At 53.1% G+C, this 16202-nt stretch carries 16 protein-coding genes and 1 pseudogene; 9 read left to right on the forward strand and 8 right to left on the reverse strand.

Annotation, left to right across the window (positions count from 1 at the left end; genetic code table 11):
• Positions 1 to 84 precede the first annotated feature (84 nt).
• From AAFN47_RS25520 to AAFN47_RS25535, 4 genes are read left to right on the forward strand one after another with little or no spacing between them, the layout of a single operon-like run.
• The gene (locus AAFN47_RS25520) at positions 85 to 921 is read left to right on the forward strand and encodes a COG4705 family protein (RefSeq protein WP_499812067.1); all 837 of its coding nucleotides are present in this window, start codon (positions 85 to 87) and stop codon (positions 919 to 921) included.
• The gene (locus AAFN47_RS25525; protein ID WP_499812068.1) at positions 911 to 1681 is read left to right on the forward strand and encodes a COG4705 family protein; all 771 of its coding nucleotides are present in this window, start codon (positions 911 to 913) and stop codon (positions 1679 to 1681) included. Before AAFN47_RS25520 ends, AAFN47_RS25525 begins: the two co-directional genes overlap by 11 nt.
• A 52-nt stretch (positions 1682 to 1733) precedes the next feature.
• Positions 1734 to 2417: a response regulator gene (locus AAFN47_RS25530; protein WP_499812069.1), complete on the forward strand. Its 684-nt coding sequence runs from the start codon at positions 1734 to 1736 to the stop codon at positions 2415 to 2417.
• 1 nt (position 2418) lies between these two features.
• The gene (locus AAFN47_RS25535) at positions 2419 to 3756 is read left to right on the forward strand and encodes a sensor histidine kinase (RefSeq protein WP_499812070.1); all 1338 of its coding nucleotides are present in this window, start codon (positions 2419 to 2421) and stop codon (positions 3754 to 3756) included.
• A gap of 516 nt (positions 3757 to 4272) precedes the next feature.
• Here AAFN47_RS25535 and AAFN47_RS25540 read toward each other — a convergent pair.
• Complete coding sequence (locus tag AAFN47_RS25540) at positions 4273 to 4395, reverse strand: hypothetical protein (protein ID WP_499812071.1); 123 nt, start codon at positions 4393 to 4395, stop codon at positions 4273 to 4275.
• Positions 4396 to 4509: 114 nt separating this feature from the next.
• Between AAFN47_RS25540 and AAFN47_RS25545 the strand changes: the two genes are divergently transcribed.
• Positions 4510 to 5612, forward strand: a protein-coding gene (locus AAFN47_RS25545) for an IS3 family transposase (RefSeq protein WP_499812072.1) whose coding sequence is annotated in 2 segments (ribosomal slippage) — positions 4510 to 4771 and positions 4771 to 5612 — 1104 coding nt in all. Because the reading frame shifts where the segments join, the coding sequence is not laid out codon by codon here.
• A gap of 65 nt (positions 5613 to 5677) precedes the next feature.
• Here AAFN47_RS25545 and AAFN47_RS25550 read toward each other — a convergent pair.
• From AAFN47_RS25550 to AAFN47_RS25575, 6 genes are all read right to left on the reverse strand, one after another.
• Positions 5678 to 6973 carry an adenylate/guanylate cyclase domain-containing protein gene (locus tag AAFN47_RS25550; protein ID WP_499812073.1) on the reverse strand — a complete coding sequence of 432 codons (1296 nt, stop codon included), beginning with the start codon at positions 6971 to 6973 and terminating at the stop codon, positions 5678 to 5680.
• 201 nt (positions 6974 to 7174) lie between these two features.
• Positions 7175 to 7648 (reverse strand): copper chaperone PCu(A)C domain-containing protein, encoded by a 474-nt coding sequence (locus tag AAFN47_RS25555; protein WP_499812074.1) that lies wholly within the window; start codon positions 7646 to 7648, stop codon positions 7175 to 7177.
• A 72-nt stretch (positions 7649 to 7720) separates the two neighbouring features.
• The gene (locus AAFN47_RS25560; protein WP_499812075.1) at positions 7721 to 8008 is read right to left on the reverse strand and encodes a copper-binding protein; all 288 of its coding nucleotides are present in this window, start codon (positions 8006 to 8008) and stop codon (positions 7721 to 7723) included.
• Positions 8009 to 8037: 29 nt separating this feature from the next.
• Positions 8038 to 8547, reverse strand: a complete 510-nt coding sequence (locus AAFN47_RS25565) for a cupredoxin domain-containing protein (RefSeq protein ID WP_499812076.1) — start codon at positions 8545 to 8547, stop codon at positions 8038 to 8040.
• A gap of 26 nt (positions 8548 to 8573) precedes the next feature.
• Positions 8574 to 9941, reverse strand: a complete 1368-nt coding sequence (locus AAFN47_RS25570) for a multicopper oxidase family protein (RefSeq protein WP_499812077.1) — start codon at positions 9939 to 9941, stop codon at positions 8574 to 8576.
• Between the two features lie 15 nt (positions 9942 to 9956).
• On the reverse strand, positions 9957 to 11456 hold the full coding sequence (locus tag AAFN47_RS25575; RefSeq protein ID WP_499812078.1) for a TolC family protein: 1500 nt from the start codon (positions 11454 to 11456) through the stop codon (positions 9957 to 9959).
• Positions 11457 to 12262: 806 nt separating this feature from the next.
• On the opposite strand from AAFN47_RS25575, the pseudogene AAFN47_RS25580 reads away from it, so the two are divergent.
• From AAFN47_RS25580 to AAFN47_RS25590, 3 genes and pseudogenes are all read left to right on the forward strand, one after another.
• Positions 12263 to 13495 (forward strand): annotated as a pseudogene (locus tag AAFN47_RS25580) (transposase).
• A gap of 335 nt (positions 13496 to 13830) precedes the next feature.
• Entirely contained in the window at positions 13831 to 14121 is a 291-nt protein-coding gene (locus AAFN47_RS25585) for a helix-turn-helix domain-containing protein (protein WP_420406514.1), read from the forward strand.
• A gap of 134 nt (positions 14122 to 14255) precedes the next feature.
• Positions 14256 to 14600 carry an acyl-homoserine-lactone synthase gene (locus AAFN47_RS25590; protein ID WP_420406605.1) on the forward strand — a complete coding sequence of 115 codons (345 nt, stop codon included), beginning with the start codon at positions 14256 to 14258 and terminating at the stop codon, positions 14598 to 14600.
• On the opposite strand, the gene AAFN47_RS25595 is transcribed toward AAFN47_RS25590, so the two are convergent.
• Positions 14567 to 14884: a hypothetical protein gene (locus AAFN47_RS25595; protein ID WP_420406515.1), complete on the reverse strand. Its 318-nt coding sequence runs from the start codon at positions 14882 to 14884 to the stop codon at positions 14567 to 14569. The genes AAFN47_RS25590 and AAFN47_RS25595 overlap by 34 nt on opposite strands.
• A gap of 147 nt (positions 14885 to 15031) precedes the next feature.
• Between AAFN47_RS25595 and AAFN47_RS25600 the strand changes: the two genes are divergently transcribed.
• On the forward strand, positions 15032 to 15958 hold the full coding sequence (locus AAFN47_RS25600) for an acyl-homoserine-lactone synthase (protein ID WP_499812079.1): 927 nt from the start codon (positions 15032 to 15034) through the stop codon (positions 15956 to 15958).
• Positions 15959 to 16202: the final 244 nt, after the last annotated feature.

Raw genomic sequence — 16202 nt, forward strand, 5'->3', positions numbered from 1 at the left:
GTCACTCCATAACCCGAAGTATCAACGACCATGTCGAAAACCGAACATGGCCATGTCGCCTGCGCTCTGAAAAGGAGATGGATCATGCAAAGCGTAGCATCCGCAGAACCTTCACTCGAGAAGGTTTACAATCGGGTTCCAAAGGTTACGACTGATTTCTGGATAGTCAAATTGCTAGCGGTTACAGTCGGGGAAACTGCAGCGGATCTGCTCAGTGTCGATCTCGGTCTTGGTCTGTCCGCCACGTCGGCCATCATGACTGGCTTCCTCATTGCGATACTGATTATACAGTTCTCGCAGAGGCGTTATGTTCCGGCCATCTACTGGCTTGCGGTGGTTGCAGTGAGCGTTGTCGGCACCTTGCTCACGGACAAGCTTGTCGATGATTTTGGCGTCTCTCTGGAAATCGCCACCATTGCCTTCTCGATAGCGCTGGCTGCAACATTCTACGCCTGGTATTCGGTGGAAAAAACGCTTTCAATCCATACGATATACACTCTTCGGCGAGAAGCTTTCTATTGGCTTGCGATACTGCTTACATTTGCTGTCGGCACAGCAGCAGGCGACCTTGTCGCTGAGAGTTTGGGATTGGGTTATTTTCCCGCAATGTTGCTCTATTTCGGGGTAATCGCCGTGATCGCCGGTAGTTACTATCTGTTCGGAATGAACAGTGTTCTGGCCTTCTGGCTGGCATACATCTTCACCCGGCCGTTGGGCGCGTCTCTGGGCGATTACCTGGCGCAACCGGTGGATGACACAGGTCTGGGATTCGGCACGATCACCACGAGCGCCATATTCCTTGGGCTGATCGTTGTCTTCATAACGTATATGATGCTGTCACGGGACGGTGAGGAAACTGGACACAAAACTTCGACAAGTGACCAGATTTCCACAACCAGAGGAAAATCCTATGCAAAATAATCCTGAAAACTCGAGCGTCGTCAACAAGATCGCAGAGGTCACGATCCTCTTCTGGATCCTGAAGATAATCGCGACGACCCTGGGAGAAACCACTGGTGATTTCATTTCCCAGACATTGAATCTCGGATATGTCGCCGGACTTGGAATCACCGGCGTAGCGCTGGTGTTGATATTAGCTGCGCAGATCCGCGCGGATCGCTTTCATCCCGCTCTTTTCTGGGCTGCGATCGTAGCAACGACAACAGCCGGCACGGAAGTATCCGATCTCATGGACCGGACACTGGGCCTTGGCTACACGTCAGGCTCACTGATCCTTACCGCCGGATTGCTGATAACTTTGGCCGTTTGGTACATGCGTGACGGGAACCTGAAAGTCGATCCGATTAACCGGAAAGACGCAGAGCTGATGTTCTGGATCGCCGTGGTGTTTTCCAACAGTCTCGGAACAGCGTTCGGTGACTACCTCGTCGACGTCGCGGGCCTCGGTTACGTCAATGCCGCATTGGTCTGCACAGGTGTAATCGGCCTTGTGCTGGTACTGCACCATACAAAGGCTATGAACGACGTCATCCTGTTCTGGGTAGCCTTCATATTCACGCGGCCATTCGGCGCGACATTCGGCGATTTCCTCACCAAGCCAATCGCGCATGGTGGCCTCGATCTGGGCACCTACAATGCATCGGCGATCTGTCTGTTGCTGATGGCAGTGCTGATAGTGGCCGCTGTGCGTTATAGGAAGCGGCTGGAAAATCGCTATTGACCTCCAACATATCGCCGGGCTCAATCGAGCCTGGCGGTCAAGTTTCGGAATTATGTCAGTGCGGATATTGATCCTGGAAGATGACTTGAAGACATCGAATTATGTAAAGTCCGGATTTGAAGAAGCCGGTCACGTATGCGATGTGCTGTCGAATGGGCATGACGGATTGTTTCAGGCAGTCCGCGAAAGCTATGACGTTGTCGTTGTCGATCGCATGCTGCCCGGAATGGACGGGATGGCGATCGTCAAGGCGATGAGAGCTGCCGGAAACCAGACACCGGTTATTTTTCTTACTTCAGTCAGCGGCGTGGACGATCGCGTCGAAGGCCTCGAGGCTGGCGCTGACGACTATCTGGTCAAACCATTCGCGTTCTCGGAGCTGTCCGCCCGCGTCAGCGCGCTGACGCGACGCCCGTCGCTCCAGGTCGAGCAAACCGTTCTCAGGGTTCATGATCTAGAGATGGATCTGGTCCGAAGGCGTGTAAAGCGCGCGGGTACGACAATCGAACTCCTGCCAAAGGAATTCACACTCCTGGAAGCGTTGATGCGAGCTGAAGGCCGGGTGCTCACGAGGACGATGCTTCTCGAGAAAGTCTGGGATTTTCATTTTGATCCCGAGACGAGTGTTCTGGAGACCCATGTGAGCCGACTGCGGGGAAAAATCGATCGCCCATTCGATATTCCCTTGCTGCATACAGTTCGCAACACAGGTTACACGCTGCATGCTCCGGAGTAGGTTGAGAAGCAGCGGTTTCAGGCTTGCACTCTATTTTCTCCTGTATGTCCTGGCAGCCGTTGTGATTGCCGGAACCGCCGCGTTCTTCGTTATCCAGGAAGAGTTGTCCCAACGGCATGAGCGGATGGTCGACAGGGAATACACTGTACTGAGCAACATCTACTCAAGAAGCGGCGAGGACGACCTGATAGAAACTCTCGGAGTTTTGACACAGTCGTCGCGTCGGGCTGACTATGTCTACTCGCTGTCCGATCCGGACGGCGGACAGGTGATCGGCAATATTCGTCCTCCATCAGAGAGTCAATCGACCGGCGAAGTCGACTCGCAGGAATTGGGTCTGGACAGGGACTTTCGCTATTTTCTGAAAACAGGAAAAGTCGGTGAATACACGCTGACCGTTGGAAGCAGCGCAGAGGACATCAGCGAAGTTGAGGAAGTTTTCCTTCAGGGAGCCGGCTGGGCCTTCCTTGTGTTGCTTGCGATTTCATTGGCCGGCGGCGTCCTTCTTTCATCCCGGATGAACAGTCGAATACAGGAAATACAGATCGCGATGCTCAAGGTCGCAGATGGTGATTTCCAGACCAAAGTGCCGCTGACCGGAAGCGGAGATGACGTTGACCGTATCGCGGCTTTGATCAACACCACTGTCGAGAAATTGGGGACGGTTGTGGAAATCAACAGGCGCATTACGACAGACATCGCCCACGATCTCAAGACGCCCCTGAACCGCTTGAAGATTAGCGTTGAAAAAGCAATGGAATCGCACCTGCGAGGTCAGGCGAACGATGATGAGCTCTCGGAAATAGAGAAGGATTGTCGGGTCATAATCTCGACTTTCGACGCCCTTCAGAGGATATCGCAGATTGAAGCCGGCGCTCGTCGATCCAGGTTCCGATCTACCGATATTGGCAAAGTCCTGTCCAATGTAGTGGAATTCTACTCAACCCATGCAGAAGTAGCCGGGGGGCATATTGAAGTTGAAATTGAACCGGGTATCCCCTCAGTGAGAGGTGATGACGAGCTGCTTACGCAGCTTTTCGTGAATCTGATAGAAAACTGCCTGAAACATGCCGGCGGCGCGCCGAACATCAAGTGCCGGGTGCGTCACGCGAATGGCTTTGTCACGGCGAACTTGGATGACAACGGACCCGGAATTCCCGAACGTGAAAGAGAGAACGTGTTCAGGAGCATGTATCGGCTTGAGAAGTCTCGGACAAAGCCAGGAGCCGGCCTAGGGTTAAGCCTAGTAAAGGCGATCTGCGACCTTCACGAAGCGAAAATCACACTAAACGAAAGTGATTCGGGCGGTCTTCTGGTGTCTATCTGGCTACCGGTGTAAGTATCGTGGTATATGGCCCAGGTCTCATGCGGTCTAATGTCGATCGCTCCACAATGTCCGTGAATGACGATTCGTCCATTATTGAAAGTACATGTCGATGGTGGCGCTCCTGCAGTGAGCCAATTTTTTACCGCCGGGAGTTGCAATTTTCCGAACTTGTCACGACGGCGGGCTGGTGAGGTGTTTAGATCCTTCCAAGTAGTGTGCTCGTATTATCTGACCAATAGGCGCCCAAGGCAGCACGCGATGGCCCAAGAGGATGGTGCTCCACTTGTATCCGGTTGGAGCCTCGCTCCCCACCATAATCCCGATTCACGGTCGCCAAACGGCTGCTGGCAAGCGCTGTACCAAACTACAACTCGGCGTATGTTTGGTTGCCCTCTCTACGCACGGTATCCGCACTTGCATTCAACTGCTTGTCGGCAGATGAGCTGTCTTAATTGGCGGTTATTTTTGCTCCGTCAGGGATAATGCCATCCTCGATGAACCTTCAAAACGCTACAGCCAGTTTGCGAGTCAACGCAACAATACCAACATTTCCAGATCGGCTTCCGCGTCCTGAGAATGAGACTGGTACCATTGGGTCAACCGGCTTTGTGGTTGATATTTGAGCCAGCACCAGGCCAGTTCGATAAGCATGACACGAGCCTGCTTGTTTCCCGCTTTGCTGATGCTCTGAGCCCTTAAAACTGGATCGTTTTTAATTGGAGTTTTCCGCGGTAATTTTCCTGGCTGGGAGAAGGAGCGGAAGCGATGAAAGCATCGAAGTTTTCGGACGCGCAGAAAGCGTTCATATTGAAACAGGGTGATGATGGCGTGCCTGTTGCTGAGATCTGCCGTAAGGCGGGGATCAGCCCGGCGACGTACTTCAACTGGAAAAAGAAGTATGCGGGTCTGCTGCCTGACGAGATGCGTCGGCTGAAGCAACTGGAAGACGAGAACAATCGGCTCAAGAAGATCGTGGCGGACCTGACGCTGGATCGCGAGATGCTGCAGGATGTCATTCGGCGAAAGCTCTGAGGCCTGCCCGGAAGCGCAAGCTGGTCGACGGAATGCTGGTGGACTGGGGCGTATCAATCAAACGGGCCTGCAAGGTCCTGACGTTCGATACCTCAACCTACCATTACAAGTCCCGACGCACCGGTCAGGCCGGCCTTGAACTGCGGATCAGGGAGATCTGCGAGACGAGGGTGCGCTACGGCTATCGGCGCGTCCATGTGCTGCTTCGCCGTGAGGGCTGGAGGGTCAACATGAAGAAGACGCGCAGGATTTACAAGGAGTTGGGACTGCAGCTCAGGAACAAGCACCCCAAGCGCCGGGTGAAGGCGAAACTGCGAGAGGACCGTCAGGAGGCCGTCGGGCCGAACGATATCTGGGCGATGGATTTTGTGCACGACCAGTTGGCGACAGGTAAGAAACTGCGGATTTTGACGATTGTTGACACGCATTCACGCTATTGCCCGGCAACGGATCCGCGCTTTACCTATCGTGGTGAGGATGTCGTTCAGACTCTCGAGCGGATCTGCAAAAGCAGTGGCTATCCGAAGACAATACGGGTCGACAACGGCAGCGAATTCATCTCCCGCGACCTCGATCTCTGGGCCTACGTGAACAACGTCACATTGGACTTCTCACGGCCTGGAAAGCCCACCGACAACGGCTTCATCGAGGCTTTCAACAGCAAGCTCCGGGCGGAATGTCTGAACGCAAATTGGTTCATGACCCTTGCGGATGCCCGTGAAAAGTTGGAGTTTTGGCGTCGACACTACAATGAGGACCGTCCTCATTCGGCAATCGGATACAACGTCCCGATTGCGCTGCATAATCCCGATGGCGTCACCAGTCCGCCATCGTGAAAGAGCCGGAAAATTCCAACTCCCGGCGGTCCAAACAATGGGCTCACTGCAAACGAGGCCGGACTCTAATCCAATCTGGAGGAAATTACCCGTGGCAGGTCACAGTTAGCCGGAAGGCGCGGAATATATGCAATATCTATTGGATTACGGCGACCGGGGAGCAAAACATCTTGCTGTAATACCCATTTTCCATCCAATTCGTCTATACTCGCAGACTCCAGTAAGGAAGTTGACACTACAAGAGAGGCGTCAATAGACTTAGCGATACCCTCAAGACGCTGAGCAACGTTCACAGCATCTCCGACCACAGTAAATTCGTCTTGAGTGCCACTCTTGAGGACGCCGCCGACAATGAGGCCAAAATGTAGTCCGATGACCGCATCAAAAGCAACTTGTTGCCCAATCAGCCGTCGATGCCTCCAATCGCTGAGCACTTGAATTAGATGCATTGCGCAAGCTAAGGCTTTAGCTGCATCGCCGTCCGAGGGTTTAGGCTGACCAAATACGGCCATTACGCCATCCCCAACGAATTTGTCGATTGTTCCTCCAAACTGAAAAATAACATTTGCCACCAAATCACGATATTCTGCAAGAACCGAGGCAAGCTGGGAAGCCGAGGCACTCTCTGCGTAAGTCGTGAAATCGCGTAGATCAACGAACATGATTGCCGCGTGTCTTCTTTGGAGACTTCGGTGTGCGCTGTCGTTTTCCAAATACGACACTACAAATGGAGAGAAAAAACGCGACAGATTACTTCGGCGCTTCCCAAGCTCTGCAGCTTCCCTTTTGGCCTCTTCCTGTTCAGAAACAAGGATGCAGACAGCCCATCCGGTAAAAGCAAAACTCATTGCCAAGGCCAAATCTACGTTCAAGAATGCAGAAACGAATGTGCCTGCTTGAAGACTTTCATGACGCCATGCCATAATCGCAATCATGGCAACCCATGAAATTGCAACTATACCGCTGTATATGAAAATAAGCCGCCTCTGTAAATTTAATGCAGTATGAATCAACAGAATAAACGCAATAACCAATCCTGTCGCCGTCACGCTATGGTCATCTGTCACTGATGTCGCAAGAATATGTTGATAAAGCACCGCAACAACAAACAGTGCATCTACGACTACCACTAAACTTTTATATTCCCTGTCCGACAATATTAGTGCCGAGACGACGGCATACAATGCACAGGCGAGGACGTAAGATATTGTTACGCCTATATGAATCCAAAAGTCGCCTTGGCCGAGGACAATGTTGAGCGTTAGTGCCAAGATCGCAGTAATGCGCAAAGATGATGTACGCAGTTTGCGCACCGCCCTTTGTTCCTCGTTTGGGAATTTGTTGATGACAAATCCCGTCATGCTGTGAATGCTGAGGTTATTTGCGGTTGTCTGAAAAAACCGCGGTTCTCGTTTGCCAGGACACGAATTGGCATAGGCATCTTCGGCATTCACGCGTTCAAACGGCAATTAGGATATAGAAGCATGGGAATTCGTTATCTCTAGATCTACTGGGAGAATCCTGGTTCATTTTGCCTCTTGAAAGACATGCAATTCAGCGTTCTACCGAAAATGCACGTCCGCGAAAGCTGCAACAGTAAAGTCGGTAAATTCGACACTGAAGCTTATTTCAGTTCCCGAGACTAAATCCTTTCTCAATTCCTGCACTTCTACGACAAGGTGGGAAGTCTCAGCGTCAAAAGTTTCTCCCAATTTGATAGGAACATAGGATACAGATTCATAACCTGATTCTGGCATCCTCATCTTTATCTGGGCGCTGCTCGCAATATCCGTGCTAATTTTCACCAGGTAGAGATTATTGGCTCCTAAATTCGCAACTCTAAATCGGAGACGTGCATTGCCTCCTGATTTTCCAGGCTCAATGACTGCGTTCTCGACCAACACATTGTTCAATTGTTCTGTGGTTATGTCGGCTGAGGCAATACTGGACTGAAACAGAAGAATTGTGGTCCCAACGGCCACACATGCGCCTTTCCATATATCAACAATTGCACCCTTTATTCTTTCGATCATCATCACGCTCCTGTTCTTTGACACTACACCAGGTGGCAGGCGAGATTTCGCCTGCCACTTGAAAATTTTAGCACACTACTTCTTGATCTCGATCACAGTCAGCTTGCCGTTGACACGATCTGCGATGAACTCGATGTCCTGCCCCTCCTCGATCGTGTCCAGCATTCCATCGTCAGCGGTGCGAAAAACCATTGTCATGGCTGGCATATCGAGGTTTTTCAGCTCTTCATGGATGATCGTCACCTTTTTAGCCTTGGCGTCGATTTTCTTGATTTTTCCCTTGGTGTACTCTTCTGCAAGGGATGTGGTTGCGGCTACGATCAGCATTAGAAACGCCAATGCGGCATTAATGATGATTTTCATGTCTTCTTCCTCTCAAGAAAAAAATGTGGCTACTTCGCGGAAACCTTCAGGTCGCCCTTCATTCCTGCGTCGTAGTGACCGGGTATCAGGCAAGCGAACTCAAACTCCCCGGCATTGGAAAACTTCCATATGACTTCGCCGCGCTTGCCTGGCTCGAGACGGATGGAATTCGGGTCGTCGTGTTCCATCTCGGGGAATTTTTCCATGACGGCTTTGTGCTCCATAACGTTGTCATGGTTGTCGAGAACGAACTCATGAACGAGTTCGCCCTTGTTCTTGATGATGAATTGCACGGTCTGACCTTCATCGACGGATATGGACGATGGCTGGAAAACCATCTCACCGTCGTCGGTTTCCTTCATCGTCAAGCTAATTCTCTTGTTGACCATGCTTTTGTTTCCAGGCTCACCGACCGCCATCTTCTCGTGATGATCTTTTGAGCCTTCGCCATCGTCGTGGCCGCCGGAGTGAGAACCGGCGGCGAGTGCGGCGTTTGTCGAGAAGAGTGCAGTCAGCATCAAAATTGTTGTCCGTTTCATTTTAGTCTCCTTGTTTTGGATTGGGTTTACTTGGAACTGAGTTCGATAGGGTTCGGTGTTGTGAGGCGCGTTTTCGCATCGGCCGCCTTCTCGACATTTGGCAATTCGCCAGTCCACTCGTACGCTTGGGTGCCAGGGGGATTTTCATACCAACCGGGGTCGCTGTAATCCCCGGCGGATATGCCCTCGCGCACTTTCACAACGGAAAACATCCCGCCCATCTCAATTGGACCGTACGGTCCCCAACCAGTCATCATTGGCACAGTGTTGTCGGGAAGCGGCATGGCCATCTCCGCCATGTCGGCCATGCCTGTTGTCCCCATCGGCATGTATTCCGGTTGGATGGTCCTGATTTTTCGCGCAAGGGCAGACTTGTCGACGCCGATAAAAGTAGGCACGTCATGACCCATGGCGTTCATCGTGTGGTGAGACTTATGGCAGTGAATCGCCCAGTCTCCCTTATGAACGGCGTCGAACTCGTACGCCCGCATCGCGCCAACCGGAATGTCTATCGAAACTTCTGGCCAACGCGCCTCGGGGCGCACCCATCCCCCGTCCGTGCAGGTCACTTCGAAGTCGTAGCCATGCATGTGAATTGGATGGTTGGTCATGGTCAGATTTCCGACCCTGACACGCACACGATCATTCCTGGAAACAACAAGGGGATCTATGTCCGGAAATATACGACTGTTCCAGGTCCATAGATTGAAATCAGTCATCTCCATTATTTTCGGCACGTAAGATCCGGGATCGATGTCATAAGCGTTCAGCATTATGAGGAAATCCCGGTCGACCGGCATGAAGGAAGGATCCTTGGGATGGATAATGAACATACCCATCATTCCCATGGCCATCTGTACCATCTCGTCGGCGTGCGGGTGGTACATGAATGTCCCGGATTTCACGAGATCGAATTCATAGACATAGGTCTTGCCAGGAGGGATGGCGGGGTGGGACAATCCGCCCACGCCATCCATCCCGGACGGAAGGATCATTCCGTGCCAATGAACTGATGTGTGTTCAGGCAGTTTGTTCGTCACGAAGATGCGTACGCGATCGCCTTCCACGGCTTCTATCGTTGGACCGATGGACTGGCCGTTGTAGCCCCAAAGATATGCGATTGTTCCTTCTGCGAGCTCCCGCTCCACGGGTTCCGCCACCAGATGGAATTCTTTCACGCCGTTGTTCATTCGAAACGGCAATGTCCACCCGTTCAATGTGACCACCGGATTGTAATCGGGTCCCGTTGACGGCATGACGGGAGGTTGCGTCCCGGCGTTGTCCATCAGTGCGGCTTCTGGAAGCCCGGCATTCGTCGATTTCGACCAGGCCGTTGTAGAGACCATGGCGGCGCCTGCCGCGCCCGCGCCCAGCAATTGTCTTCTATTCATCATTTCTGCATCCTTTCCTCAATGACCGCCGCCGCCGGCGTCGGCGACCGATATCGAGCCGCCCCCACCTGCTTCTGCTTCGCCTCCGCCATAAATCGCAGCCGACAGGTCGACGTCGGCCAGCCAGAATTCTTTCTTGGCGTTGACGGAAAGCAGCAGTGTGTTGATCTTGGCTCGTGTATCGGCGAGCAACTCGAAGGTATTGGTTATCATCCCGTTGTATGTGAGGAGGGATTCCTCCTCGACTGTCGTGCGCAAGGGCACAACGGAGTTTCTGTAGTGTCGAGCTATGTCGTAGTTTGATCTATAGGCAGTGTAAGCGGACCTCGCCTCCGAACGGACATTGACCGCCTTCTCGGCAAGCTGGTTGGCGGCTTGCATGTAGGCAAGTTCCGCCTTCCGCATTCTTGCTTTGCCACTGTCAAAAATGGGAATGGCAAAATCGATTTCGAATTGTGGCGTGTACCTCGTCTTCTTGGAAGAACGTTCTTCAAGGCTGTCGCCGTCGAGCTCATACTCGGTCTCGATTTCCCGCTCGGCCTCAATTCCTGCGACAAGCTCGAGATCCGTGACGTAGCGCGTCGCTTCCGTCAGGTTGAAGCTCCTTGCAACGGCTTCAAGTTCAAGTTTTGCGACACGCAAATCGGCGCGGTTGCTCAACGCCTCGGCTTCGATACTATCTCGTTTTTGAACCGCACGGGGCAATTTCGGCAGACTGTCGGGGACAAAGTATTCAACTTTTTCTCCCCATAGGCCCATGAGGCGCGTCAAACGCTCCTTGGCAAGCTTTGCTGCAAGGCGGGCTTCCGCCCTTTGACCGGTCAGTTCTGCATAGAACGCATGCTCCCTCGCCTGGCCTCCCTTGGGCAAAGCACCGCTTTCTCCGAGCTTCTTCGCGAGTTCCGAAGCGGCGTCGGCCGCAGTCTTCGCTTGATTGAGATATGCGACCGTTTCGAACGCGGACACTGCGTCAATCCAGGCGCGTCGAGTATTAGCGGCCAAGGTCAGTGTGTCATTTACCGCCACCGCCTGAGCCTGCCTAAACCTCGCTTCTGCGACATCGACCCGCTTTTTACGGGTCGCAAGCGAAAGCAAGTTGGCCGCGACTACCGCTTCCACCGACCGAAGCACCTCAAGCTCCGGAGCGCCTATTCCAAACAGGCCCACGGAGACAACCGGATTTTCAAACATGGTCTGTTGCCAGGCTTCTGCTGCGCTGACACCCAGATTTGCGTAGGACGCCTGCAGTCCGCGATTGTTCAAAAGCGCGACCTGCACCGCCGTATCGGCGCTGATCGTTTTCTTGTGAACAAGGGAGTGCACCTGGGCATCGAGCTCTTCCGCCTGGCTTCTGTTTTGAATCCAGACCGAACGCTTTCCGCCGGTGGCGATGCGGGTTTCAGTGGTTACGTTGTCAAACCCTGCTTCCACGTCCGAAAAAGAAGCGATCTGTTCACTGGAAACACAGCCGGCAGCAGTCAGACCAACTGCGAAAATTGCAATTACTTTGAACTTCATCCTTCGCCTCCTTTCACAGGAGACTGGCTGTCGTTCTGCTGGCGCCATGGTTTGGGATCTACGGGAAGGCGAGGATTATAGTCGCCAACCGGGTTCACGTACCCGACAACCGGTGTGGCTGTGGTGTCTGACTCTGGAGAATTGTAGGTAAGGACTTGTGGCAACGGCGTACTGGCGCACGCAGCCAAGATAAGCGGTGACAGCACCGCCGGTATTCGAAAGCGCATGAGACTTCCTCTGATCTTCAGTGGCTAATTTGAGCCCGCGCACACTTTGCGCGCGGAATTATCCGCTTCAGAATCGAGGAGGCCGTTCCAAAGGCAGCTTAGGCCTATCAGGCGGGAACAAAACAGGGTTAGGACCGACTTTAGTACGTCCTAAAAATGCACTTTTCGTCGAATTGCTCGGTAAAAGCGTGGGGCTACAGGTCGTCGTACAACAATCGTTGCTCCCAGATCCCGACTGGCCATCCTGTGACACAGTAAGAATCTGACCTATTTCAATAACGTCAGAAGAGTCACCTAAATCGGTCTGGTGCTTCACTTCAGAAGCATACAGTGCATTATGATGGTGAGACTGTGTGCTGGCCATTGCAGCAGGAAAATGTGGCAAAACCACAGCAGTAACAAAGGCTACGGCTACAAGCACGCGAATCAAGCCAATACGCTGTAGTCTCAGTTTTCCCATAGTGGTGGGATATGCTAACATACACCGCATTGCAAGTGGTGTTTTGGTTTTTCGTTCACGTTGAGTTTACAACCTCTTCATCGTCTATTCAAATGGTGTTCGGGAAATGCCGGAGGTGGTTGCATAACCTCGATCCCGTTGTAACGAGGCCCCCATCGCGCCCATATTTCCTGATCGGTCGTGAACTCATGATTATGTCAGAGTTGCTGGAAGCCGCCGCCTTGACCGACCTGGTGGCAGTCGATCTGCGTCGTCGCGAGGTTAAGCCGACCGGTCGCCGAGGGCTCCCTGCCGAGTGCGTTCTGCGGTGTGCCGTGCTGAAGCAATATCGGCAACTCAGCTATGAGGAATTGGCCTTTTATCTGTCCGACTCGATGTCCTTCCGCGCCTTCGCCAGACTACCGGTAAACTAGTTCCCAAGAAGTCGGCCCTGCACAAGACGATCAGCGCCATCCGATCGCAAACGTGGGAAGCCATCAACCGTCATCTGCTCAAGACCGCCGCCACTGACCGGATTGAAACCGGTCGGGTGATACGGCTCGATAGCACGGTGACCCTCTGCCCGATCCACCAACCGACCGACAACAGCCTGTTATGGGACGCCATGCGGCTTATGGTTCGGTTGCTACGGCGTGTGCAAACCGTGCCTGGTGTGCCGAAGATGCACTGGCGCAATCGCAGCCGGCAGGCCAGGAAACACAATCGGGCCATCGAATACAGCCGCGGCCAGACCCGGCGGTTGCACCACTACAAAGTCCTGATCAACGCATGCCGTGCCAGCCGGCAAGATCTTTACCTGGTCGAAACCAGGCTGGCCGGTCTACCTGCCGCCTTCGCCGCAAAAGCTGGTCAGCCTGATCGAATCTCATACCGACATCATCCGCAAGGGCGGCCGCGATGTTTTCTACGGCCACAAGCTCAGACTGACCACTGGTCGCAGCGGTTTGATCCTCGACATGATCATCAAAGATGGCAATCCGGCGGATGCCGAGCGCTTCCTTCCCATTCTCGATCGACATATCGAACTCTACAACAAGCCGCCACGGCAGATCGCCGCCGATGGTGCCTATGCCAGCAACGGCAACCCGCAGCAGGCCAAAAGCAAGGGGGTGCGCGATGTCGCTTTCCACAAGAAACGCGGCTTCGCCATCGAAGACATGGTCAAAAGCGGTTGGGTCTACCGAAAGCTGCGCAATTTCCGCGCCGGGATCGAAGCAGACATCTCCTGCCTCAAGCGCGCCTATGGTCTGGATCGCTGCACCTGGAAAGGGCTTGACCGCTTCAAGGCTTATGTCTGGTCTTCCGTCCTGGCTTACAATCTTGCCCTGATGGCCCGACTCAAATCGGCATAAGCGGCGACAACAATCCGAGTTATCAACCCCGCAAACGATCCCGCACCTCCGATCGTCACCAAAAGCGCACCTGCCGCCAACAGAACGCTCCAAAGCTTCCTGTATTCCATGCAACCATGACTACACGGCTTCAAACCAACATGATTGCAGCACTCAAATCAGTGCTTTGCGGATGGACAACAGCGACGAGGCAATTCTCAAGGCCCAGATGAACAAGAATTCCACGACATTGTCGAGGATACTAGACAAAAAGTTGCCGGAATATGCTACTATAAGGTGAAAAATCGTTATGGAGGGGATATTGGGTTCAATCCTCATAGCGTAAGAAAGGCAGTATGGGTGGGAAATATCGCGATTTCTATGTGCTGGCAGTTCATGTTCACGATCTGATCCTTCGTTTCGGGAGAACGGCGTCTAAATCTGTCAACCTGTCACCTCGCGAACTGGAGTGTTTGCAATGGATCGCGAAGGGCAAGACAGCCTGGGAATGTGCCGCCATCCTAAGAATGTTGCAGCATACCGTTCGCTGCTATCGTGAGAGCGCCAGCAAGAAGCTCAACGCCTCCAGCAACACCCATGCCGTTGCAATCGAATACAGAGCTGGTCTGCCTATCCTGCCGCTGTAAACCCTGCCGATGAGCCGGATTTCCGGGCCGAAGTATTACCGATAACTGGTGTCTCCGTTGTCAATTACCGAACGGAGACCACAATTATAATTTTCACAATCGAAAGCGCCGATCAGGACAAATACTCTGAACTGATCGATGAAATGTTCCGCATGCGTGCGGAAGTCTTTTCCGGCCGATTGGACTGGGAAGTCAGCCTCGAGAACGGGCGCGAAATCGATAGTTTCGATACCGAAGATACGCTTTACCTCCTGACTCTCGATGAACAGTCTGGACAGCTGCGCGGGGCGGTACGACTTTTGCCGACGACCGGCCCCAACATACTAAGGGATATCTTTTCCGTGCTCTTGCCAGGCGGCGCCGTCGAGAGCCCATTGATCTGGGAAAGCTCGCGCTTCGCGGTCAATCCACGTATACTCCAGCCGAAGGACCGGGCCGAAGCAAATCAAACCTTGAATCGAACCACGGTGGAGCTGTAGTAGGGATGGTTAAGACCGCCCAGCGGGCGGGTGTCGAACACATTGTGTCTGCCTTTGACGCGAGAATGGAACGAATTATCAGATCGATCGATGGTTGCTTCGAGCAGCTTGGCGCGCCTGTTAGAATCAGCAGGACTATGACCCATGCTGGTTTGTTCGAAATGAACGACGATATGAGATCGCGACTCGGCGCCGCTGGCAACTTCCAGTTGCTCGTTCTTGCCGATGTTGCGGCGGCGACAACGGATCCAGCCGAACAAATGGTTGTTGTCGAGTAATTCCAATGCAAACCTACAGTTTGTCGATTGGTGTTCGCTGATCCGATGAATTAAACTCGGCCCAGAGGCGGTACGCGCCCCCTGCCGGGCTTTGCAACCCTGACCAGCCGGCCCGTCAGGGGGCTGATCATATGAGCAAGTGGCACCCTTGACGTGTCGCATTTCTATCCGGCTGAAACTGTCGCGTCTCTAACCAGCTTTGACAAGCGTCTCGTCCCTGCAATTGCCATCAAGTCACGGCAGCGAGGTATACACCGAGTGATGCCAGTCATTTTTAGTCGGATATCCTCGCTTACGCGGCGAGTGGCCCTATCCAATCCTGTAAACCCCGCTGAACAGCCGGATTTCGGCAGGAAGCGATGCTCGATACCAGGTTTGTCCGTCGTCAAATTACGAACGGAGAAAACTATGATCATCACTGTCGAGAGCGTCGATCGAGACCAGCATCCCAAACTAATTGATGAAATGTACCGCATGCGTGCGGAAGTCTTTTCAGGGCGGCTCGGCTGGAACGTTACCGTTTCCGACGGTCGTGAAATCGACCGTTTCGATGATGAAAATCCGCTTTATCTGCTTTCCCTTGACGAGGCGTCCGGAGAACTTCGCGGTGCTGTGCGGCTGCTGCCGACGACCGGGCCGAACATGCTGCGCGACGTGTTTCCGTTGTTGATGCCAGGCGGCACCATCGAGAGCCCGTTGATATGGGAAAGCTCACGTTTTGCTGTCAATCCTGGTATTCTGGCCGACCGGGAACGCAGGGATGCCAATCATATCGTCAATCGCGTAACAGTCGAACTGCTATGTGGAATCGTGGAAGTTTGTCAAGCGGCCGGTATGGAGCATGTCGTTTCCGTATTCGACGCGCGGATGGCACGCATTTTCAGGTCGATCGAATGCAGGTTCGAGACGATCGGCAGACCTGTCCGGATCGACAAGTCGATGACCTATGCAGGCCTCTTCGAAATTAGCGATGAGATGCGGGCGAGGCTCGGAATTGCAGGCGCCTTTCCGTCACCAGTTCTTGCGTCTGCGAAGCCGGCCACTGCATGCCGAGGCCTGGTTGCTGTTGTTGTGGACTGATACAACGCTGACCAGGCGATGTACTCACCTTAAAATTGCTCCAAGCAGCCCAGAGATTATGAATCGTCTCTGGGCGTTATTATATGACGCGTCTTTGCCTACGGCATAAGCATCGCAATGGTTTTCAGTCGTCAAAAGCGCATCGTTTTCTGTGAACTTCTTCTGGCGGCTATTTCTGAGTGGTTCTCGACAAATATCGCGATCTAGCACCTTCAGATCCGCCCGTTGTCAAGCATGCAGACTT

It is taken from the genome of Hoeflea sp. CAU 1731, from assembly GCF_039888615.1.
Taxonomy (GTDB): domain Bacteria; phylum Pseudomonadota; class Alphaproteobacteria; order Rhizobiales; family Rhizobiaceae; genus Flavimaribacter.

Excerpts from the sequence above, each read along its gene's own strand:
- AAFN47_RS25520 (WP_499812067.1), top strand. The coding sequence starts at position 85 with ATGCAAAGCGTAGCATCCGCAGAACCTTCACTCGAGAAGGTTTACAAT.
- AAFN47_RS25550 (WP_499812073.1), bottom strand. The coding sequence starts at position 6,973 with ATGACGGGATTTGTCATCAACAAATTCCCAAACGAGGAACAAAGGGCG.
- AAFN47_RS25540 (WP_499812071.1), bottom strand. The coding sequence starts at position 4,395 with ATGCTTATCGAACTGGCCTGGTGCTGGCTCAAATATCAACCACAAAGC.
- AAFN47_RS25525 (WP_499812068.1), top strand. The coding sequence starts at position 911 with ATGCAAAATAATCCTGAAAACTCGAGCGTCGTCAACAAGATCGCAGAG.
- AAFN47_RS25555 (WP_499812074.1), bottom strand. The coding sequence starts at position 7,648 with ATGATGATCGAAAGAATAAAGGGTGCAATTGTTGATATATGGAAAGGC.
- AAFN47_RS25585 (WP_420406514.1), top strand. The coding sequence starts at position 13,831 with ATGGGTGGGAAATATCGCGATTTCTATGTGCTGGCAGTTCATGTTCAC.
- AAFN47_RS25530 (WP_499812069.1), top strand. The coding sequence starts at position 1,734 with ATGTCAGTGCGGATATTGATCCTGGAAGATGACTTGAAGACATCGAAT.
- AAFN47_RS25575 (WP_499812078.1), bottom strand. The coding sequence starts at position 11,456 with ATGAAGTTCAAAGTAATTGCAATTTTCGCAGTTGGTCTGACTGCTGCC.
- AAFN47_RS25570 (WP_499812077.1), bottom strand. The coding sequence starts at position 9,941 with ATGATGAATAGAAGACAATTGCTGGGCGCGGGCGCGGCAGGCGCCGCC.
- AAFN47_RS25560 (WP_499812075.1), bottom strand. The coding sequence starts at position 8,008 with ATGAAAATCATCATTAATGCCGCATTGGCGTTTCTAATGCTGATCGTA.
- AAFN47_RS25565 (WP_499812076.1), bottom strand. The coding sequence starts at position 8,547 with ATGAAACGGACAACAATTTTGATGCTGACTGCACTCTTCTCGACAAAC.